Origin of the sequence: Pseudomonas syringae group sp. J254-4 (assembly GCF_032586855.1) — a bacterium.
GTDB lineage: Bacteria > Pseudomonadota > Gammaproteobacteria > Pseudomonadales > Pseudomonadaceae > Aquipseudomonas > Aquipseudomonas amygdali.
The window spans coordinates 1-20,549 of the sequence record NZ_JAWHOO010000022.1 but is presented as its reverse complement, the minus strand read 5'-3'; the positions used below and the strand labels follow the sequence as shown (position 1 = coordinate 20,549).

Here is a 20,549-nt window from a genome sequence, read left to right as displayed (position 1 = left end):
TTCTGGGCACCAATTCAAAAAAACCGAGCCAATGGCTCGGTTTTTTTTTGGGAATTGCAAAGTCATTTACTTCAACTCAGCAGACCGCATCCAGCTTATATCTTCAAACCAAAGCCATAGGCTGCCTCGCCAAGTATCACGATGTCTTTCAGATCCTTATCCTTGTCATCATCCGGGAAATAGCTCTTTCTGGTAAACGGAAGACTACCATTATCACTTGCCCAGACCCGTCTGTCCCACTGCTGCCCCGCAGGCGCTGCCGGGAGGTCGACACTCAACTTTCCACCACCCTCGGCACGGAGCTTGCGCCAAGTAGCCAGATCCGGAATGACAAGACCTCTGCTGTCGGCAATTTTCTTGCACTCCGTGTAAGTATCGAAATTCAGGTACTCCAACGTGGAAATACCTTGGACAGTGACCGTTACGTATACAACCTGGCCAAGGGAATCCCGCACCTGAACATATACAGATCCGTTCTTCCTAGCCATCAGCAGGCCTTTAGCATCGACCTCAACGATAGACGAATCTCCAGACACGAACGTATAGGGACCTTTACCGCCACTAACAACCATTAACTGACTTGAATCGGGCGGCACTGCAGCAGTGCTGCCTGGCTTCGGATACGCAGCGCTCAAAGAAACATCTGAAAACTTGACACTCAGCAAGCTGCCTTGCGGTTTGATTGTCAAACTCAGCGTCGGAAAGTCTTCAGCGTAGGTGTCACTGAAGTCACCATCGAACGTAACCTTTGCAAATACCTGCAACTGACTGCCCGCTGCCAAATTATCGAACTGGGCCCGAGTGATAGTGATAGCCAAGTCCTGCTTTGCATCGGCATCGGTCAATATTCTGGCTGTCCAGACGTTGATCTCCACCGCACTACCATCCTGGGCAGTACCCTCCAGGCGCAACCACACCCGTTGACCGGCTGCCATGAATGGCCACTTCTTGAGCGTCACCACGATGTCGGTTTTTACCGAGGCCAGATCCAGCAGATCTGCGGGTGCCTGGCCGACCACTGGCAGAGACAGGTTATGCCCACCAAGTGTATCGACCTCGATGATGGTGTCGTCAGACTCTATCGGATTGATCAGCCCGTTGCGCGTGACCTGGTAATAGACCCAGACCTCTGCCCCGGTGTTGGAACCAATTGCCGAGGCTGGAATAACGAACTCCAATGCCTTGCTCACACTGCCGACAGTTTGTTCGGCTATAGCTGGCGTCCCGGGGCCGTCAGTACCAATCCAGAAGAGCCGAACCTTGTCGCCGACAGCAATGGCGGGGTAAGGCTGAACAACCACTGTTGTGCCATTTTGCACGGCCATCGGATCAAGAACCCCGCCAACAGACGCCGGAACCTCAGGAGCAGGAAGCAATAGACCCGCCACCTGAGTGCCTACCGAAAACAGTTCTTCCTGAGACCTGAACTTCTGAGTCTTGCCGCCAAGCCCTTTTCGCTCAATAACGTAATAGACAATGGCCTTTTTGTTGAGCGCTGTACTGATGCAGGCCGCGGGAACATTGAATACCAGGTCGATATTCACGTTGGCCGCATTAACAGCCTGAACACCCAATACGACCGGATCACCACCCTCGGCCGGCTGCCAATAAGCCGTAACACTATCTCCCATCTGAGTCTCGGCGTAAGGCACGGTGAGTTTTGTTCCAACGCTCGCAAGAGCAGCATCCATCTTGCCATCTTTGACACCGCCCACCACAGCGCCGGTCAAAACCCTGGAATCTGCAGCCTCCTGATCCTTCTGACTGCCGACGAAAAACTGATAGTCAGCAGAACGAAAGCTGACTTTCCGGCCATCTGGCAGAACGCGCTCAAGCAGGTAAAAAACCGTCACAACCTTGCCCCGGTTGAATTCAATAGGATTATCCAGATACACATCAAATGACATGTCGCCATCGACATTCTGCTGGGTAATAACCCCCTCATCGGTAAACGTCTTCTGTTTTGACGAGTCACTCCAGAATAGCGTGATCTTGTCTTTTACCAAGGTTCCAGCGGAAGGAATATGAACATTGATAGAGTCAGCAATTTTGTCCGGATCGAGACGATTATCAGAAACTTCGTTGATAAATGGCGGCAAACTCGCAAGGCTTGGTCCTACATAGATATTGCGCCTGGGCGAGGTATACCAGATGCCCCCTCTATACACCTTGTAGTAGATACTCATAATGCCATTGACCAGCGGCTTGATATCAGCATCTGTCCAGGTAATTTTCATTGGACGCCGCTGTAGATTATTTGCACTGATGGGGCGGTCTTTGTCCGTAAATTTAATTGCATTCTGCTTGGCGTCCACGCCCTCCCTGACCAGTTTTACGGTGTCCTCAAGCTGAATACCTGGGTAATCGAGACTGACAGTGACAAAGTTGACTGTAGCCTTGGCACTGATGTGATCCGGGTCGATAGAGTCGTTGACGGCTTCCAATAGTTCGGGCGCCGGCAGATAAAGACCTCGAATCTGAAACTCAAGAGATCGCGATGTGCGAACCTTGCCAGTCTTGTTGGAACTTGCGGGCCTGACGACATACTGAACAGTCGCCGTTTGACCGGCGAGCGCTTTCACAATATCAGACGGAATCATCACGGTGCGTACATCACCACCCAAGACAGATAGCGCTATGTAAGTCGTACTCCAACTAATCAGCGTTCCACTCTGAGACTTACCCTTGAAATTAATCTGAACGTGCTCGCCAGGAGCAAAACTCAAGTAATAGTTGTTCCATATCGACGGCAGCCTGACTCCGAGCCCCCGCCCTGCAAGGTAGGACATATCCGACGGCGAGGGGGGCGATGACGGCTTGTCGGGGTAGCCTAACTGAACATATTTTACGCCTGTAACCGCATCAGTTCTCCAGACGCCCCCAACACCTACCGGGGCAAGAGGACTTTCCAATAAGGCAGTCATATTCATTCCATCCATAGAAATAAAGTTAAATATCTGGCTGTGCGCTCTGAGGTAAGCACAGTACAAAGTGCTCATTCGCGATCATGAGCTCTTGCTCACTGTAGGGGGTCATTGCCCATAGGGTTACTATCAGAACTGACAGGTAGGCATTTCAAAAAACTTCCTGCGATTATCCAGACACAGCCAACCTCGCGTCCTTGAAAGTTAGCGCTCGATTATTCGCTTCGCTGTCAGCACGTGCTAGACATCGTGCTGGGTGCCTCACAGACCAAGGTGTAGACGAAGGCCTTTTCCCGAAAACGTTCTATACCTCAAGCCCGAAACTGCCCCAGGCTCGCCTTCAACTGCGCAGCCAGCCCGCTGAGTACCTTGCCGCTAGCAGTCGTCTCGACCACTGCTTCGGCAGCACGCTCGGCCTGAGCGTGAATCACCTCTACCCGACCTCGAACGGCCTGCGCGCCTTCAGCCTGATGTACAGCCGCCTTGGTTGCCAGACCGATGGCAGCGTGCACTTGCTCGACGGACGCCTGCACGGTCTGCTGGCGTTTGGCGCTGTCACGTAATACTTCCAGCCCTTCCTTGGCCTGTCGGCCAGCGATGCCGATGGCAGCGACCGCCTCTTTCGCGCCGCGCTGCAAGGCGATGATGTGTTCCTGAATATCGCCCGTCGAGCTTTGCGTCTTGCTGGCCAGCGCCCGCACTTCGTCAGCCACCACGGCAAAGCCCCTGCCCGTTTCACCCGCGCGCGCCGCTTCGATAGCTGCGTTGAGTGCGAGCAAGTTGGTTTGCTCGGCAATACCGTGGATAACTTCCAGCACGACCTCGATCTGCTGGCTTTGCTGCGCCAGACGCTCAATGACCTGTGCACCGGTTTCAACCTGCCCGGCCAGCGCCTCGATCAAACCGCCGACCTGATTGGACGTGCGGGTGTTTTCATCGGTCGCTTGCTTGATATCGACCACCTGACGCAAGGCCGCCTGCATCGCCTGGCTTTCCGACTGCGCCTCATCAGCCATCTGCTCAAGTGCCTTGAGGCTGGCCGCCACTTCATCACGCTGCAACTCGGCCGCCGCATCAGCCCCGGCGTTACGCTGGCTCATGACACCGATTTCCTGCCCGGTGCGTTGCGCCACCTCGCCCGCCTCACGAACGATAGGCTGCAACTTGTCGATGAAGCGGTTGACCGCAGCCGACATGTCGCCGATCTCGTCATTGCTGTCCAGCTTGACGCGCTTGGTCAGGTCGCCCTCACCCGCAGCCAAATCATTCAGTGCCGCGATCAGCAGGTGCAACTTGCTGACCACACGACGTCCGAGCACCACCGCCAGTAACAGCAGTACGCCCAGGCCGACCAGCGCCAGCCCCATGCCGATCCGCCAGCGCAACGTTTCGGCGGCTTCCTGAACCGTAACACGCGTATTGGCGGTCATTGCAGCACCCGCCGCCTGAGCGGATTGCAGGCGCGTGCGCAAGGCGGTCGAACTGTCTTTGGAAGCACTGGCAAGGCTGTCGGAAACCAGTTGCTCGCCACTGGTTATCAGGGTGGCGAAACGCTTGTCCAGCGCAGCGAGATTTTCCTCGACCGTTGCCGTGGACACTCCCATGCGCACCTTGCCGATCTCAACACCGTTAGGGCTGATAGAGGCCTCGACGTAATACACCGACGGGTCGTTTTTCGCGGCATTGAGGATCTTGTCCATCGCCCGCTCGCCTTCACCCTTGGCCAGCAGCGCCTTGACCAGCGGGTTATCGCGGTTCATGTACCGCGTAAGGTGCTCACCTGCGGCGTCGTCATAGACCACAAACAACACGTTGGGATTGCGCTGGGCGCGTCGGGCAAATTCGGAAAGGGTTGGCGTGTCGTTGTCCCACATGGCGCGCGGGGCAACCGCAGCCAGTAGCTCGGCCATGTCAGTGGCGGACTCTCTCAGGTCTTTTTCCAGCGTGGCACGCAGTTGGGCCTGCTCTTCCTTCAAGCGGGTAGAAAGTCCGACGCTCAAGCGCTGACGCGTACTGGCTGAAAGCGAGTCGAGGCTCGACGTCACTTCGCTACTCGCCAGCTCCAGCTCGGAGGAAAGATGTTGCGAATCTACCCCAAGGCGATTGGCAAGGTCAGCCTCAAGCGCTGTGACTGTGCTCCGGGTAAGAGCAACCGCCACGATGACCTGCACCAAAAGGGCAATGCCCAGGGCAATGAAGACCGGGCGCAGCAGACGGCTTTGCAATAGAGATAAGACAGCAGACACAGGAGAATCCCTCCACCCTCAGCGCCATTAAAATGATGGCACTTTTCTGTCATCTTTGTAGCAAGCACCGTGCCGTGACACAAGTCTCACTTTTCTGAGCTTCCCTGCCCTCAGCGCGACAATAAAAAAGGGCCGCACATGCGACCCTTTTTGGCACAGCACTGTGACGTATCAGCCGAACGGGTGACGCAGCACGATGGTTTCGTTACGGTCAGGACCGGTCGAAATGATATCGATAGGCGCGCCAACCAGCTCTTCAACGCGCTTGATGTAGGCGCGAGCGGCTGCAGGCAACTCTTCCAGGGTCTTGGCACCCAGCGTGGATTCGCTCCAGCCAGGCATCTGCTCGTAGACCGGACGCAGACCAAGGTAGCTGTCGGCGTCAGTAGGTGCGTCGATGACCGCGCCTTCTTCGTTCTCGTAGCCAACGCAGATGTTGATGGTCTCAAGACCGTCGAGTACGTCCAGCTTGGTCAGGCACAGGCCCGAGATGCTGTTGATTTCGATGGCGCGACGCAGGATGACGGCATCGAACCAGCCGCAACGACGAGCGCGGCCGGTGGTAGCGCCGAACTCGTGACCACGCTTGGCCAGGAAAGCACCGACATCGTCGAACAGCTCGGTCGGGAACGGACCCGAACCCACACGCGTGGTGTAAGCCTTGGTGATGCCCAGAATGTAATCCAGGTACATCGGGCCAAAACCCGAACCGGTAGCGATACCGCCAGCAGTGGTGTTGGAGCTGGTGACGTACGGATAAGTACCGTGGTCGATGTCCAGCAACGAACCCTGGGCACCTTCGAACATGATGTCCTTGCCGTCGCGACGCATTTCATGCAGCGCAGCGGTGACGTCGAGCATCAGCGGCTTGAGCAGATCGGCGTATTCCATGCACTCGTCGAGTGTCTTCTGGAAGTCGATGGCAGGCTCTTTGTAGTAATTGACCAGCACGAAGTTGTGGTAGTCGAGCAGCTCGCCCAGCTTGGCCGCGAAGCGTTCGCGATGGAACAGGTCGCCAATGCGCAGACCGCGACGCGCAACCTTGTCTTCGTAAGCCGGGCCGATACCACGACCGGTGGTACCGATCTTGAATTCGCCGCGGGCTTTCTCACGCGCCTGGTCCAGTGCAACGTGGTACGACAGGATCAGCGGGCAGGACGGGCTGATGCGCAGACGCTCACGCACTGGAATGCCTTTCTCTTCCAGCTTGATGATTTCGCGCAGGAGCGCGTCGGGAGCAACCACTACACCGTTACCGATCAGGCACTGCACGCCTTCGCGCAGTACACCGGACGGAATCAGGTGCAATACGGTTTTCTCACCGTCGATCACCAGTGTGTGACCAGCATTGTGGCCACCCTGATAGCGAACTACGGCGGTAGCATGTTCGGTCAGCAGATCAACGATCTTGCCTTTGCCCTCATCACCCCATTGAGTGCCCAGGACTACGACATTCTTACCCATAACACTTGTCCTCATTCACGCAAACTTGGTGCCGGCGGCGGCCGGCAGGAATACTCAAGAAGCCAGCGGCATTACCTGCCAGTGCTCGCCATGCTGAATCAATTGCCGGTCACAGTCGGCTTCACGCGCGGCGCTCGCCTGCTGCCCAGGCAAAGCCTGAACCACACGCTGACCTTCACTGCGCAACTGGCAAACCATCTGCCAGAGTGCCGCATCCGTACTGTCCGGCACCCAGATGCCACCAGACGGTAAGACGATTTCTGCCTGCCCCAGGGTAACCAGGGTTTTCAGGTCGGTAGAAAAGCCGGTCGCCGGACGGGCGCGGCCGAAGTCGGCGCCGATGTCATCGTAACGACCGCCCTGCGCGATCGACTGGCCCACGCCAGGCACGAACACCGCAAACACCACACCGGTGTGGTAGTGATAGCCACGCAGCTCGCCGAGATCGAAGTACAGCGGCAACTGCGGGAAGCGCGCAGCCAGGCGCTCGGCGATCGCCAGCAGATCATCCAGCGCAGCCAATACCGGCGCAGGTGCGCCAGCCAGACGGTCGCGCGCCGCATCCAGCACCTCACGACCACCGCACAGATCAACCAGCGCACGCAGCATTGAAGCCAGCTCTTGCGGCAGATCGGCGGTCAGGGCAACCACTTCATCAATAGCCTTGCGCTGCAGTGCATCGAACAACTGCTGCTCGACTTCTCCCGACAGGCCAGCGGCACGCGCCAGACCACGGTAGATGCCGACATGCCCAAGGTCCATGTGCACATCCGGCACATCGGCCAGTTGCAACATGGCCAGCATCAGGCTGATGACTTCTACGTCACTGCTCGGGCTGGCATCGCCGTACAGCTCGGCGCCCAGTTGAATGGGGCTGCGCGAGGAAGACAGCGCGCGTGGCTGGGCGTGCAGGACACTGCCCGCATAGCACAGACGGCTAGGGCCTTCACGCTTGAGGGTGTGAGCATCGATGCGTGCAACCTGCGGCGTGATGTCGGCGCGAAAGCCCATCTGCCGGCCCGATTGCGGGTCGATAACCTTGAAGGTGCGCAGGTCCAGATCCGAACCCGCGCCAGTCAGCAGGGATTCGAGATACTCGATATGCGGGGTGACGACAAACTCATAGCCCCAGCTCTGAAACAGATCCAACACCTGACGGCGCGCTACTTCAATGCGCGCCGCTTCCGGTGGCAGTACTTCTTCGATGCCATCTGGTAGCAGCCAGCGGTCGACCGTTGCCATTACGCCATTCCCCTGTGATCCAGGCGGCCAGCCTACAGGCCGACCTTGAGTGAAGCAGAAAGTGGTGCGCCGTATGACGGGCACGACAAATGCCCGAGACAGGCCTTGCAGACCACTTTCCTCGAAAAATCTTGCCGCGTTCTGATTCAGATACGGCCAATCAATCGTGCAGACGCAAAAAAGCCGGGAATTTCCCGGCTGCCGCATGATACACACGTTTCACCGTACGTTCACCCCACCGGGCGGTTTTGCCGCCCGGCGGGTGATTAATTACGGCTTGGCTTTTTCCATGTAGCGAAAGAATTCGCTGTTCGGATCAAGCACCATCACGTCGCTCTTGTTCGCAAAGCTTTCGCGGTAGGCACGCAGGCTGCGATAGAACGCGTAGAACTCCTGGTCCTGACCATACGCCTTGGAGTAGATCGCGGCAGCCTGGGCATCACCATCACCACGCGCTTCTTCCGACTCGCGATAGGCTTCGGCCAGCAGCACACGACGCTGACGATCGGCGTCGGCACGGATGCCTTCAGCCAGCTCGTTACCCTTCGCACGGTGTTCGCGGGCTTCGCGCTCACGCTCAGTGCTCATGCGTTCGAAAACGCTGCGATTCACTTCCTTCGGCAGATCGATGGCTTTGACCCGGACATCGACAACTTCGATACCCAGTTCTTTCTCGGCCATGCGGTTCAGCGAACCGGTGATGTCCGCCATCAGCGCGTCCCGCTCGCCCGACACGACTTCGTGCAGGGTGCGCTTGCCGAACTGGTCACGCAGACCGGATTCCAGACGACGCGAAAGACGCTCGTCGGCAATCTGCTTGAGGCCGGAAGTCGCGGTGTAGAAACGCTCCGCATCCTTCACACGCCATTTGGCGTAGGCATCGACCATGACAGCTTTCTTTTCCAGTGTCAGGAAGCGCTGGGTCGGCGCATCGAGGGTCAGCAAACGACCGTCGAACTTACGCACCTGGTTCACGTAAGGAACCTTCACATGCAGACCCGGCTGAACGTCCGCCTGGACCACACGACCGAATTGCAGCAGAACCGCGCGCTCGGTCTGGGACACTATGTAGAAGCTGTTCCAGGCGATGACTGCCAGTACCACGCCGACAATAAGGGTGATCAGTGATTTGTTACTCATCAGCGAGTCTCCCTGGTACGTACTTCACCACGCTGCTGAGCCTCATTCGCCCGGGCAGCGGCGGCAGCAGCGGCAGCGTCATTAGCCGACTGCGATGGCGTACCTGAATTGGAGCCATTGCCGTTACTGCTGCGGCTGCTCTCGATCATCTTGTCGAGCGGCAGATAAAGCAGATTGTTCTGCCCCTTGTCGCCGGTCACGAGAACCTTGCTGGTGTTGCTGAAGACTTCCTGCATGGTGTCCAGATACAGACGCTGGCGGGTAACTTCAGGTGCCTTGCGGTACTCGGCAACCAGTTTGGTAAAGCGATCCGCCTCACCCTTGGCGCGCGAAACCACTTCATCGCGGTAGCCGTTGGCATCTTCAAGGATGCGCTGAGCCTGACCACGGGCTTCCGGAATCACGCCATTGGCATAGCTTTCAGCCTGGTTACGCGCACGCTGCTCGTCTTCACGGGCGCGGATCACGTCATCGAAGGCTTCCTGCACTTCACGCGGCGCGGCGGCGCTCTGTACGTTGACCTGAGTGACGGTGATGCCGGTACGGTAGGTATCGAGGAAGCGTTGCAGACGCTCCTTGATTTCGCTGGCCATCAGTTCACGACCTTCAGTCAGCACCTGATCCATTGCCGTGGAACCCACGACATGGCGCAGCGCACTTTCAGTGGCGTGCTGCAGGCTGATTTCAGGCTGATCGACGTTCAGGACGAAGTCCTGCAGGTTGCTGATCTTGTATTGCACGGTCAGCGGCACTTCGACGATGTTCTCGTCTTCGGTGAGCATCTGGCCCTGCTTGCTGTAGGCTCGCTCGCGAGTCACGTTTTCCATGTACTTGCGATCGAACGGCGGGAAGTAGATGTTGAGACCCGGCCCTACGGTTTCGTGGTATTGACCGAAACGCAGCACGACAGCCTGCTCTTGCTCGTCAACAACATAGATAGCGCTGTAGAGCCAGAAAGCGACGAGCACGACCAGGCCGATACCGAGCAGGCCAAAGCCACCGCCCTTGCCTGAACCGCCACCACTGCCGCCGCCATCGCTGCCGCGTTTGTTACCGCCGCCGAACAACCCCTTCAGGCTTTCCTGCAGCTTACGGAAGGCCTCGTCGAGATCAGGTGGTCCCTTGCGGTCGCCGCCACGGCGTTTGCCACCCCAGGGATCTTGATTATTCGAGTTGCCACCCGGCTCATTCCAAGCCATAGCGCTCTCCATCTGATAAAGCAAAGACGCGCCCGCGGCGCGCCGACCAATGCTACAGAATGCTCGCGAAAGCCGTACAACGGCTTTCTCGTGCTTTTATTGCAAAGTGTGTTGCTCGATGAACTCCAGCGGCTGCAATCCTTCGCGACTCACCAGTCGATTGAGTTCAACGCGCGGCAGTCGTACGGCCAGCACGCTGGCACCTTCCTCGTCATGCGTTTCGCTCTGCACCGCACCCAATTCGAAAAACTGGGCGCGCAGCCGGGCAAGACTCTGAGGCAAAAGCAGCGTGCCGACAAACAGGTCGTCACCGAGCAGCTCGGCGATAGCCTGCTTGAGCAGATCCAGCCCTCGACCATCACGGGCAGACACCCAGACACGCTGCGGTTTGCCATCGGCATCCCGCTGTATCTGCGGCTCCACGCCTTCAAGCAGATCGAGTTTGTTATAGACCTCAAGGATCGGCAAGCCCTCGGCACCGATCTCACCGAGCACGGCCATGACCTGCTCGATCTGCGACATGCGGTCTGGCTCGTGGGAGTCGATCACATGCAGCAGTAAATCGGAGTTGCTCGACTCTTCAAGCGTCGCTCGAAACGCTTCTACCAGTTTGTGCGGCAGATGGCGAATGAAGCCTACGGTATCGGCCAGCACGATAGGACCCAGGTCATCGAGTTGCAGGCGACGCAAGGTAGGATCGAGCGTGGCGAACAGCTGGTCCGCCGCAAACACATCCGAATCGGTCACCGAGTTGAAAAGGGTCGATTTGCCGGCGTTGGTGTAGCCCACCAGTGAAACCGAAGGGATGTCGGCGCGGCGGCGTCCACGACGTGCCTGATCGCGCTGGCTGCGAACCTTCTCCAGCCGACCCTTGATCTGCCGCAGGCGAACCCGCAGAAGACGTCGGTCGGTTTCGAGCTGGGTTTCCCCAGGGCCGCGCAGGCCGATACCACCTTTCTGACGCTCAAGGTGAGTCCAGCCACGGACCAGACGCGTACTCATATGCTCAAGCTGGGCCAGTTCGACCTGAAGCTTGCCTTCGTGGGTACGTGCGCGCTGCGCAAAAATATCGAGGATCAAACCCGTACGATCAAGCACGCGACACTCGAAAACGCGTTCGAGGTTACGTTCCTGACTGGGCGTGAGGGTGTGATTGAAGATAACGAGATCAGCCTGTTCGGCCTTGACCTGGTCGCGAAGCTCCTCGACCTTCCCAGAGCCAATCAGGTATTTGGCCGATGGCCGATGACGCGGCACGTTGATAAACGCAACGGTATCGGCACCGGCCGATATGGCCAGCTCCTGAAACTCCTGCGGATCTTCGCGCGCCTCAGGGTCCTGACCATCCAGATGAACGAGAATTGCACGTTCACCACCACTGTGGCGCTCAAAGAACAAGGCAGACTCCTATCAGGCGTTACCTGGCTCGGCGTCTGCGCCGTCAGCGTCGGTAGCGCTGGGGAGGCGAATCGGGCGAACCGGTACGACGGTGGAAATGGCGTGTTTGTAGACCATCTGGCTGACAGTATTCTTCAGCAAAATGACGAACTGGTCGAAAGACTCGATCGTGCCCTGCAGCTTGATACCGTTGACCAGGTAGATCGATACCCCGACCTTCTCTTTTCGCAAGGTATTCAAGTAAGGGTCTTGTAGCGAATGCCCTTTTGACATGTGCCGCACTCCTTTAAGGATCAATAAAATAATAAATCGAATTCGATTGGCTTACCGGCCACCCCCCAAGGATAGACGGCTATTGCAGGGACTCAGCTCAATATGGAGACCGATCCCAGGTATTTCAAGGCGCGCGACAGATTGTCGCTGGCCAGACTGTCCAGCCAGTGCAAATCCTCCCAGCTGCGTAGCCAGGTGAACTGCCTTTTGGCCAACTGGCGCGTTGCAATAATGCCGCGCTCCTGCATTTCATCCAGCGTCAGCTTCCCATCCAGGTGATCCCAGACCTGGCGATAACCGACGGCTCTTATCGAGGGCAACCCGGAATGCAGGTCGCCTCTTGAGCGCAATGCCAGTACTTCGTCCAGAAACCCCTGATCCAGCATTTGCTCAAAACGTAGCGCGATGCGTTGGTGCAGCACCTTGCGATCAGCCGGAGCGATGGCAAGGTTCGCGACAGTATAGGGCAATTGCTGACGCCCTGATGCGGCCGCTTCGGTACTTTGCACAGTTTGTTGCTCGCGGTGTGCCGTCATGCTCATTCCGCTGACGCGATACACCTCAAGCGCCCTGATCAGTCGTTGCGGATCATTAGGGTGAATGCGTGCCGCCGAAACGGGGTCGACCACCGCCAATTGATCGTGCAATGACTGCCAGCCATAGGCCTGTGCATCGGCTTCAAGCTGTGCCCTGACCTGCGCATCGGCAGCCGGCATATCCGCCAGCCCGTGCAATAGAGCCTTGAAATACAACATAGTGCCACCGACCAGCAAAGGAATATTTCCGCGCGCGGTAATTTCCGCCATGGCCGCCAGTGCGTCGCTGCGAAAATCGGCTGCGGAGTAGCTTTGTGCCGGGTCGAGAATGTCGATCAGACGGTGCGGATATTCAGCCAGCTGTGCTTTCGAAGGCTTTGCGGTGCCGATGTCCATGCCGCGATAGACCAACGCCGAATCGACGCTGATCAGCTCACAAGGCAGCACTTTGCTCAGTTCTATCGCAAGGTCGGTCTTGCCTGCGGCGGTAGGCCCCATGAGAAAGATGGCCGGAGGTAAAGCATTCATTCATTGACCGCGCAGGAATAATTTATCCAGGTCATTGAGACCCATCTGGGTCCAGGTAGGACGACCGTGGTTGCATTGCCCGCTGCGTTCGGTGTTTTCCATATCACGCAACAGGCCGTTCATTTCCGGGATGGCCAGACGCCGATTGGCGCGAATCGCGCCGTGACAGGCCATGGTCCCGAGCAACTCGTTCATGTGTGCCTGCACCCGGTCGCTGGTGCCGTACTCCATCAGATCCGCCAGCACATCGCTGACCAGCCGATTGGCCTCGGCCTGCTTGAGCAACGCAGGGATCTGGCGGATCGCCAGGGTTTCCGGGCCAAGCCGCTGCAGCTCGAAGCCCAGGCGCTGAAACGTCGCGATATGTTCTTCGGCGCAGTCCGCTTCACGCTGGCTGACCGCGAGAGATTCGGGCACCAGCAATGGCTGACCACTCAGGCCTTCATTGGCCATCGCTATTTTCAGGCGCTCGTACATGATTCGCTCGTGGGCGGCGTGCATGTCCACCAGCACCAGCCCGTGAGCGTTTTCAGCGAGGATGTAGATACCTTTGAGCTGCGCCAGCGCATAACCCAGCGGCGGAATATCGCCGGGCGACTCCGGCAGCGACGAGGGTGCGGTGCTGGGCAGCGGTGCGAAGAATTCACGGTAGGCACTTTGCGCTTCGGCAACCGGCACGCCAGAGGTGGGCCGAGGCGTATATTGATACTGATAACCGCTGCCAGCGCCGCCACCGGCAGCAGGTCGGGCAAAAGGCTCGCCCTGCGGCTGTTCCAGCACGTTATTGGCCAGACGCATTTCACCCTGCGGCCCGAACTCACCGGCCTCAGGCCCGGTAGGCCGAGGCTCGGCGGCGACCGGTACGCTGCCACCCAACTGGTTTTCCGGGCGCACATCACCCAATGCACGGTGCAGGGTGCCGTAAAGAAAGTCGTGCACCATTCGCCCGTCGCGGAAGCGTACTTCATGCTTGGTCGGGTGAACGTTGACGTCCACAGCGGCCGGGTCGACCTCGAAAAACAGCACGAACGTGGGGTGACGGCCGTTGAACAGCACGTCGCGATACGCCTGACGCACAGCATGAGCGACCAGTTTGTCGCGCACCGCACGCCCGTTTACGAAGAAATATTGCAGGTCGGCCTGGCTACGCGAAAATGTCGGCAGCCCTACCCAGCCCCACAGATGAAGGCCATTGCGCTCGATCTCAATGGGTAACGCCTGCTCCAGGAAGCCCGGCCCGCAGATCGCCGAGACACGCCGCGCTCGGGCGGTATCGTCATGCGCTTCATGCAGGCTCAACACGGTCTTGCCGTTGTGACGCAAATGGAAGGCCACGTCGAAACGCGCCAGCGCCATGCGTTTGATGACTTCCTGCAGATGATCGAATTCGGTTTTTTCGGCCTTGAGAAACTTGCGTCGGGCAGGCGTGTTGAAGAACAGGTCGCGCACTTCAACGGATGTGCCTACCGGATGCGCTGCCGGCTGAACGCGCGGTGCCATGTCACGGCCTTCGGTTTCAACCTGCCAGGCCTGATCGGCGTCGCGGGTGCGCGAAGTCAGCGTCAGGCGCGCCACGGAGCTGATCGAAGCCAGCGCTTCGCCGCGAAACCCGAGGCTCATGACGCGCTCGAGGTCCTCCAGATCGCGAATCTTGCTAGTGGCATGTCGCGCCAGCGCCAGCGGCAGGTCATCCGAGGAAATACCGCCGCCATCGTCCCGCACTTTCAACAGCTTGATACCAGCCTGCTCGACATCGACATCTATGCGCCGCGCGCCGGAATCAAGGCTGTTTTCCAGCAGCTCCTTGATAACCGACGCCGGACGCTCGACGACTTCGCCAGCCGCAATCTGGTTGGCCAGACGCGGGCTGAGCAATTCGATGCGCGCAGCGTTCAGGACAGTCTGAGCGTTATTGGCTTCGGTGCCGTCGAGCAGAAGATCGGTCATTGCTGAGTCGCCACCTCGGAACTTGGAATGCGCAGATCCTGGCCAATCTTCAGTTCATCGCTTTTCAGATTGTTGGCGCTGCGCAACGTGGCAATGTTCATGTCATAGCGCGCTGCGAGCATGGCCAGGGTTTCGCCGGAGCGGACCACATGGTTGCGTGGCCCTTGGGCCAGCTTGCCGTTGTCACGCAGCCAGGCAATATAAGTACCCTGTGGCGGGTTCTGCTGGAAGAACTGCTTCACCCCGGAATTGATCGAACGCGCCAACGCCTGCTGGTGCGACGCAGAACTCAGCTTGTTGGCTTCGTTGGCGTTGGAGATAAAGCCGGTTTCCACCAGAATCGACGGGATATCCGGCGATTTGAGCACCATGAAACCTGCCTGCTCGACACGCGATTTGTGCAGCGAGGTGACGCGACCGATATTGCTCAGCACCTTCTGGCCGACGTTCAGGCTCGAAGACAGCGAAGCGGTCATGGACAAGTCCAGCAACACCCCGGCGAGCATCCGGTCCTTGTCATCAAGGCTTACTGCACCGGCACCACCGATCAGGTCGGAACGGTTTTCACTGTCCGCCAGCCAGCGTGCGGTTTCGGAGGTCGCACCGCGATCAGACAAGGCGAACACCGAAGCGCCAAACGCTGCGGTAGACGGCGCAGCGTCGGCGTGAATGGACACAAACAGGTCGGCCCCCTTGGCGCGGGCGATCTCGGTACGTTTGCGCAACGGAATAAAGTAGTCGCCGGTCCGCGTCAGTTCAGCGCGGTAGCCTTTCTCGGCATTGACCTGGCGCTGCAACTCCTTGGCGATCGACAGCACCACGTTTTTCTCTTTCTGCCCGGCACCGCCCGAGGCACCCGGGTCTTCACCGCCGTGCCCGGCATCGATCACCACAACAATGTCGCGCTTGCCGTTGGGCACCGGGGTCAACTTGATTTCAGGCTTGGCCGGGCTGACCGGGACAGCGGGCGCGGTATTGGCGGCGGTATCCGGGATCACCGGCGTCGGGTTGGCATCGGCGGCGTTATCGAACAGGTCGACCACCAGACGGTTGCCGTACTGCTGGTTCGGCGCAAGCGTGAAGCTTTTGGGCGTCACCGCCTTTTTCAGGTCGATGACCACGCGCAGATCCGTCGGCGTGCGCTGGGCAGAGCGCATGCTGTTGATCGGTGTATTGGCTGTCGAGACATTCAACGGGCCACCGAGTGTCGCGCCATTGATATCGATCACCAGACGATCAGGCGAAGTCAGGGTGAATACACTGTGCTGGACAGGCCCGGACAAGTCGAATACCAGACGTGTGTTGTCCGGTGCTCGCCATAAGCGGACACTTTTTACTTGCGTAGCGGCAACCGCCTCGACAGCCAGGGCCATCAGCAGCAGACCAACTACAGTAACCAGCGCGCGCATGCGCATACCTAACCCCATATCTATTTGAATTCCAAAGCCAAAGTGGCACACCAGCGTTCGCCACGCGAGCCCAGCGGGCTCAATATCACGGACCGACCTTCTCCGTGCGGGCCAATGGTAATGGTCAGGTCAGGCTTTGGCAAAAAGCCTGCACCACGCTGGGGCCATTCAATCAGACAAAGTGCATCGCCGTCGAAGTAATCACGCACCCCCATGTACTCGAGTTCTTCGGGATCGACCAGACGATACAGGTCAAAGTGAAAGACCCGGATGGCACCTATTTCGTAGGGCTCAACCAGCGTGAAAGTAGGACTCTTGACAGCCCCGGCATGCCCGAACCCGCGAATCATTCCCCGTGAAAGAGTGGTTTTTCCAGCGCCCAGATCGCCATCGAGAAAGATGACGCCCACGCCTTCGGTAACCGCGGCCAGGCGTGCACCAAAATTCATCATGGCCTCTTCGCCAACCACATGCAGCGTTAAATCAGACACGGTTGCAGCTCCTCCAATAACTGACGAATGGCAGGAATAATATCGCTGGCAGCCAGCCCGCGACCGTATTCACCGACCTTCTGACCGGCGCTTGCGTGCAGCCACACCGCCAGACAGGCCGCATCGAATGGCGTCAGATGCTGCGCCAGCAGCGCACCGATCAACCCGGCCAGCACGTCCCCCAGTCCGGCGGTGGCCATGGCCGGATGACCGCGGTCGCACAACGCCAGTTGTCCGCTCGCATCGGCGATCAGGCTGCCAGAGCCCTTGAGCACGCAAACCGTATCGAACTTGCGCGCCAGCGCCCGCACAGCAGCGGCCCGGTCAGCCTGAATGTCTTTGATGCCGACGCCCAGCAAACGCGCGGCCTCTCCCGGATGCGGAGTGATGACGCAGCCTTTGGGCAGGCTCACCGCCCCGGCGGCCAGCATATTCAGAGCATCGGCATCCCAAACCTGAGGCCGCTCGGCGTTGGCGGCAGCCGACAGCAAACTACGCCCCCAGGCGGCCTGCCCCAGCCCCGGACCGACAACCAATACGCTGGCCGGCTCGATCAACGCCATCAACTGGTTCGCCGAGCGAATGGCCGCACTCATGATTTCCGGCATGCGCGTCAGAGCGGCCGGAATATGTTCGGCACGGGTCGCCAGCGTCAGCATGCCCGCCCCGCTGCGCAGGGCGCTTTCGGCGCTGAGCAAGGCAGCACCGCCGAAACCGTGATCGCCACCAATGACCAGCACCCGGCCGAACATGCCTTTATGTGCAGTACGCGGACGCGATGCCAGCGTCGGCAGACTGGATGCGCTCAGACGCTTCGCGCTGACCGGCGCCTGCGCAACCAGCATAGGGTCGGCGCGTAAATCATCAAACACCAGCTCGCCCACCAGGTCCGCCGCGTCGCCCGTCAACAAGCCCAGTTTGAGGCCAATGAAGGTAACGGTCACATCGGCACGCACCGCCACGCCCAGCGTCTGCCCGGTGTCTGCACTCAAGCCCGACGGGATGTCCACGGCGGCGACCGGCAGGCCGCTGGCATTGATCGCCTTGATGGCCGAAACGTAGGGCTCGCGCACTTCACCGTTGAGCCCGGTACCGAGCAAGGCATCCAGCACCACGCCGGTCAGCGGCTGTCCGGCCCATACCTGAGTGTCTATGCCGGAAGCCGCCGCGTGCGCCGAAGCGGCATCACCGGTCAATGCAGCCGGGTCGCCGACAGCCAGCACCCTGACTTGCCAGCCTGCCTTGTGCGCCAGCGCGGCCACCAGATACCCGTCACCGGCGTTGTTGCCACGTCCGGCCAGCACGGTCAGTTCATTGGCCTGCGGCCAGCGTCGGAGTATCGTCCGCCATAGCGCCTGGGCAGCGCGCAGCATCAATTCCAGGCCTGGCGTACCGGCAGCAATCAGCCGTGCATCGAGGTCGCGGACCTGCGCGGCGCTGTACAGCGCGTCGGGTAAATGAGGTTTCGTGTCGAACATGCGTCTATAGGCTCCGATGTCTGGCAGAATTATACGCACCTTGGCCCCGGTTTCTCTCTGCGCATGTCCGCTATTACTGCTGTACTTCCCACTTCCGATGATCTCGCCGCCCTTGCCGTCTCAATCAAGGCATGGGGGCGTGAGCTGGGCTTTCAGGAAGTGGGGATCAGCGGTCTGGACCTGGCAGAGCACGAGCAGCACCTGCAACGCTGGCTCGATGCAGGCTATCACGGCGAAATGGACTATATGGCAGCCCACGGCAATAAACGTTCCCATCCGGAAGAGCTGGTGCCGGGAACGTTGCGCGTGGTGTCGCTGCGCATGGACTATCTGCCCGGCGACACCGAGATGGCCCTGCGCCTGACAGAACCGGAAAAAGCCTATGTGTCACGCTACGCCCTGGGCCGTGACTATCACAAGTTGATCCGCAAGCGCTTGCAGCAACTGGCCGAGCGCATTCAGCAGGCCATCGGGCCGTTTGGTTTTCGGGCGTTCGTGGACAGCGCGCCAGTGCTGGAAAAGGCCATTGCCGAACAGGCCGGGCTCGGCTGGATCGGCAAGAATACGCTGGTGCTCAACCGCAGGGCGGGAAGCTTTTTCTTTCTCGGCGAGCTGTTTGTCGACATCCCGCTGCCGGTCGATGCGCCGCATGCGACGGAACATTGCGGGCGCTGCACGGCCTGCCTGGACATCTGCCCGACGGCGGCCTTTGTCGGGCCTTATGTGCTGGACGCACGGCGCTGTATTTCCTACCTGACCATCGAGCTCAAGACCGCGATCCCCGAAGAGCTGCGGCCCTTGATCGGCAATCGGGTGTTCGGTTGCGATGATTGCCAGATTGTCTGCCCGTGGAACCGCTTTGCACGGCCAACCGACCAAAACGATTTCCAGCCCCGCCATAACCTGGACAACGCCGGGCTGGCCGAGCTGTTTTTATGGGATGAAGACAAATTCCTCAGCAGTACAGAGGGCTCGCCCCTGCGCCGCGCCGGGTACGAACGCTGGCTACGCAACCTGGCTGTCGGCCTGGGCAACGCGCCCTCCACCATCCCGGTGATCGAAGCCCTGCAAGCACGGCGAGATTACCCGTCGGAGCTGGTCAGGGAACATGTGGAATGGGCGCTGCAGAGGCATGGGGTGGCGCCGCTTTAAACCTGCCGCGCGGCACAGGCGTGTGACGCGGAGCGTCACGAAAGGCATTCCCACGCTGGAGTGGTATGACCCCCGAAGGTTGGACGCAACCTTTGGAGGCGTCATGGGTAAATATACAGAGCAGGCAAAACTCGCAGCCGTGAAAGAATATTGTGCCGGCAAGGCAGGGTTGAGGGATGTTGCGCATCGCCACGATGTGGACTTTTCCTGTCTTCGTCAGTGGGTCGCGGCTTATCAGATCCACGGCCCAGCGGCTCTTAAAGAGAAAAAGCGGCAGCGTTACAGTGACGAGTTCAAGCTAGCTGTTTTGAAGCGCATGCATGATGAGCGATTATCACTGCGCCAGACAGCGGCCTTGTTCGATATCCGTCAGTTCGGCATCATCAATCGATGGCAGCGCCTTTTTGACGAAGGTGCTCTTAACGCCTCCTCAAAGCCCCCTGAGAAAGCTGGACGCCCAAGAAAGATGACGACGACCCTTCCCCCTGTGAATTCCGCTCCAGTCGACGATGAATCGCGTTCGCGTGACGAGTTGCTTGCCGAGGTGAAGCAACTGCGGATGGAGGTCGATTATCTAAAAAAGCTCGATGCCTTGGTTCAGAAGAAGCAACGAATAGCGCAGCAGAAAAAGCGCAAATCGTAACGGAACTGAGGCCTTTGCATTCTCTGGACGGGCTGCTGAAGTGTGCCGGTCTGGCACGCAGCACTTTTTACTATCAACAAAAGGTACTGCTGGCAGACGACAAATACGCAGGACTGAAAGACCTGATTCAGGCAACGTTCTACGAGCACAAGGGCCGGTATGGCTATCGTCGCATCACGACAGTCTTGCGCAGGGCGGGCCATCTTGTGAACCACAAGACGGTGCAGAAACTAATGGGGCAGCTAGGCCTGAAGAGCCTGATACGCGTGAAGAAATACCGTTCCTACAAAGGCGAAACAGGTAAGGCCGCACCTAACCTGCTAAAGCGTGATTTCAAAGCGCAATACCTTAACCAGAAATGGGCCACCGACGTGACCGAATTCAAAGTAGGAGGCCAGAAGCTTTATCTGTCGCCGATCATGGATCTGTACAGCGGCGAAATCATTTCCTATGCGATTGCCAGGCGCCCGCTGTACTCC

The 20,549-nt window shown here is 58.7% G+C and carries 14 protein-coding genes and 1 pseudogene; 2 read left to right on the top strand and 13 right to left on the bottom strand.

Going from position 1 to position 20,549, the window contains the following annotated elements; genetic code table 11:
• Nucleotides 1–95 precede the first annotated feature (95 nt).
• The 13 genes from RYB09_RS21690 to RYB09_RS21630 all read right to left on the bottom strand — a co-directional run bounded on the left by RYB09_RS21690 (nucleotide 96) and on the right by RYB09_RS21630 (nucleotide 18,275).
• A complete protein-coding gene (locus RYB09_RS21690; RefSeq protein ID WP_316890170.1) occupies nucleotides 96–2,924 on the bottom strand; it encodes a hypothetical protein in 2,829 nt (942 codons plus the stop codon).
• 311 nt (nucleotides 2,925–3,235) lie between these two features.
• The gene (locus RYB09_RS21685) at nucleotides 3,236–5,170 is read right to left on the bottom strand and encodes a methyl-accepting chemotaxis protein (RefSeq protein WP_058401221.1); all 1,935 of its coding nucleotides are present in this window, start codon (nucleotides 5,168–5,170) and stop codon (nucleotides 3,236–3,238) included.
• Nucleotides 5,171–5,341: 171 nt separating this feature from the next.
• Nucleotides 5,342–6,634, bottom strand: a complete 1,293-nt coding sequence (locus RYB09_RS21680; protein WP_002551824.1) for an adenylosuccinate synthase — start codon at nucleotides 6,632–6,634, stop codon at nucleotides 5,342–5,344.
• A 54-nt stretch (nucleotides 6,635–6,688) separates the two neighbouring features.
• Nucleotides 6,689–7,876 (bottom strand): ATP phosphoribosyltransferase regulatory subunit, encoded by a 1,188-nt coding sequence (locus RYB09_RS21675; protein WP_057402892.1) that lies wholly within the window; start codon nucleotides 7,874–7,876, stop codon nucleotides 6,689–6,691.
• Between the two features lie 270 nt (nucleotides 7,877–8,146).
• Entirely contained in the window at nucleotides 8,147–9,016 is an 870-nt protein-coding gene (gene hflC / locus RYB09_RS21670; protein WP_003366315.1) for a protease modulator HflC, read from the bottom strand.
• Nucleotides 9,016–10,215, bottom strand: coding sequence for an FtsH protease activity modulator HflK (gene hflK, locus RYB09_RS21665; protein ID WP_002551821.1), 1,200 nt, complete (start codon nucleotides 10,213–10,215; stop codon nucleotides 9,016–9,018). Before hflK ends, hflC begins: the two co-directional genes overlap by 1 nt.
• Before the next feature lie 96 nt (nucleotides 10,216–10,311).
• Nucleotides 10,312–11,613: a ribosome rescue GTPase HflX gene (gene hflX / locus RYB09_RS21660; RefSeq protein WP_002551820.1), complete on the bottom strand. Its 1,302-nt coding sequence runs from the start codon at nucleotides 11,611–11,613 to the stop codon at nucleotides 10,312–10,314.
• A gap of 12 nt (nucleotides 11,614–11,625) precedes the next feature.
• Complete coding sequence (hfq, locus tag RYB09_RS21655; protein WP_002551819.1) at nucleotides 11,626–11,886, bottom strand: RNA chaperone Hfq; 261 nt, start codon at nucleotides 11,884–11,886, stop codon at nucleotides 11,626–11,628.
• Between the two features lie 92 nt (nucleotides 11,887–11,978).
• Nucleotides 11,979–12,950, bottom strand: coding sequence for a tRNA (adenosine(37)-N6)-dimethylallyltransferase MiaA (gene miaA / locus RYB09_RS21650; RefSeq protein ID WP_058401219.1), 972 nt, complete (start codon nucleotides 12,948–12,950; stop codon nucleotides 11,979–11,981).
• On the bottom strand, nucleotides 12,951–14,897 hold the full coding sequence (mutL, locus tag RYB09_RS21645; RefSeq protein WP_058407865.1) for a DNA mismatch repair endonuclease MutL: 1,947 nt from the start codon (nucleotides 14,895–14,897) through the stop codon (nucleotides 12,951–12,953).
• Nucleotides 14,894–16,324 (bottom strand): N-acetylmuramoyl-L-alanine amidase, encoded by a 1,431-nt coding sequence (locus RYB09_RS21640; RefSeq protein WP_199523490.1) that lies wholly within the window; start codon nucleotides 16,322–16,324, stop codon nucleotides 14,894–14,896. The genes mutL and RYB09_RS21640 overlap by 4 nt, the downstream gene beginning before the upstream one ends.
• A gap of 2 nt (nucleotides 16,325–16,326) precedes the next feature.
• A complete protein-coding gene (gene tsaE, locus RYB09_RS21635) occupies nucleotides 16,327–16,755 on the bottom strand; it encodes a tRNA (adenosine(37)-N6)-threonylcarbamoyltransferase complex ATPase subunit type 1 TsaE (protein ID WP_220273530.1) in 429 nt (142 codons plus the stop codon).
• Nucleotides 16,756–16,784: 29 nt separating this feature from the next.
• Nucleotides 16,785–18,275 carry an NAD(P)H-hydrate dehydratase gene (locus RYB09_RS21630; RefSeq protein WP_316890162.1) on the bottom strand — a complete coding sequence of 497 codons (1,491 nt, stop codon included), beginning with the start codon at nucleotides 18,273–18,275 and terminating at the stop codon, nucleotides 16,785–16,787.
• Nucleotides 18,276–18,338: 63 nt separating this feature from the next.
• Here RYB09_RS21630 and queG point away from each other — a divergent pair, with 63 nt between their 5' ends.
• Together queG and RYB09_RS21620 are read left to right on the top strand one after the other, a co-directional pair.
• Nucleotides 18,339–19,427 carry a tRNA epoxyqueuosine(34) reductase QueG gene (queG, locus tag RYB09_RS21625; RefSeq protein ID WP_316890161.1) on the top strand — a complete coding sequence of 363 codons (1,089 nt, stop codon included), beginning with the start codon at nucleotides 18,339–18,341 and terminating at the stop codon, nucleotides 19,425–19,427.
• A 103-nt stretch (nucleotides 19,428–19,530) separates the two neighbouring features.
• Nucleotides 19,531–20,549, top strand: a pseudogene (locus RYB09_RS21620) (IS3 family transposase); the annotation flags it as partial.

What these genes read in the sequence shown, in the direction of transcription:
- queG (WP_316890161.1), top strand. Translation starts at nt 18,339, where the DNA reads ATGTCCGCTATTACTGCTGTACTTCCCACTTCCGATGATCTCGCCGCC.
- tsaE (WP_220273530.1), bottom strand. Translation starts at nt 16,755, where the DNA reads ATGAATTTTGGTGCACGCCTGGCCGCGGTTACCGAAGGCGTGGGCGTC.
- RYB09_RS21640 (WP_199523490.1), bottom strand. Translation starts at nt 16,324, where the DNA reads ATGGGGTTAGGTATGCGCATGCGCGCGCTGGTTACTGTAGTTGGTCTG.
- RYB09_RS21630 (WP_316890162.1), bottom strand. Translation starts at nt 18,275, where the DNA reads ATGTTCGACACGAAACCTCATTTACCCGACGCGCTGTACAGCGCCGCG.
- mutL (WP_058407865.1), bottom strand. Translation starts at nt 14,897, where the DNA reads ATGACCGATCTTCTGCTCGACGGCACCGAAGCCAATAACGCTCAGACT.
- miaA (WP_058401219.1), bottom strand. Translation starts at nt 12,950, where the DNA reads ATGAATGCTTTACCTCCGGCCATCTTTCTCATGGGGCCTACCGCCGCA.
- RYB09_RS21680 (WP_002551824.1), bottom strand. Translation starts at nt 6,634, where the DNA reads ATGGGTAAGAATGTCGTAGTCCTGGGCACTCAATGGGGTGATGAGGGC.
- RYB09_RS21690 (WP_316890170.1), bottom strand. Translation starts at nt 2,924, where the DNA reads ATGACTGCCTTATTGGAAAGTCCTCTTGCCCCGGTAGGTGTTGGGGGC.
- hflC (WP_003366315.1), bottom strand. Translation starts at nt 9,016, where the DNA reads ATGAGTAACAAATCACTGATCACCCTTATTGTCGGCGTGGTACTGGCA.
- RYB09_RS21675 (WP_057402892.1), bottom strand. Translation starts at nt 7,876, where the DNA reads ATGGCAACGGTCGACCGCTGGCTGCTACCAGATGGCATCGAAGAAGTA.
- hflK (WP_002551821.1), bottom strand. Translation starts at nt 10,215, where the DNA reads ATGGCTTGGAATGAGCCGGGTGGCAACTCGAATAATCAAGATCCCTGG.
- hfq (WP_002551819.1), bottom strand. Translation starts at nt 11,886, where the DNA reads ATGTCAAAAGGGCATTCGCTACAAGACCCTTACTTGAATACCTTGCGA.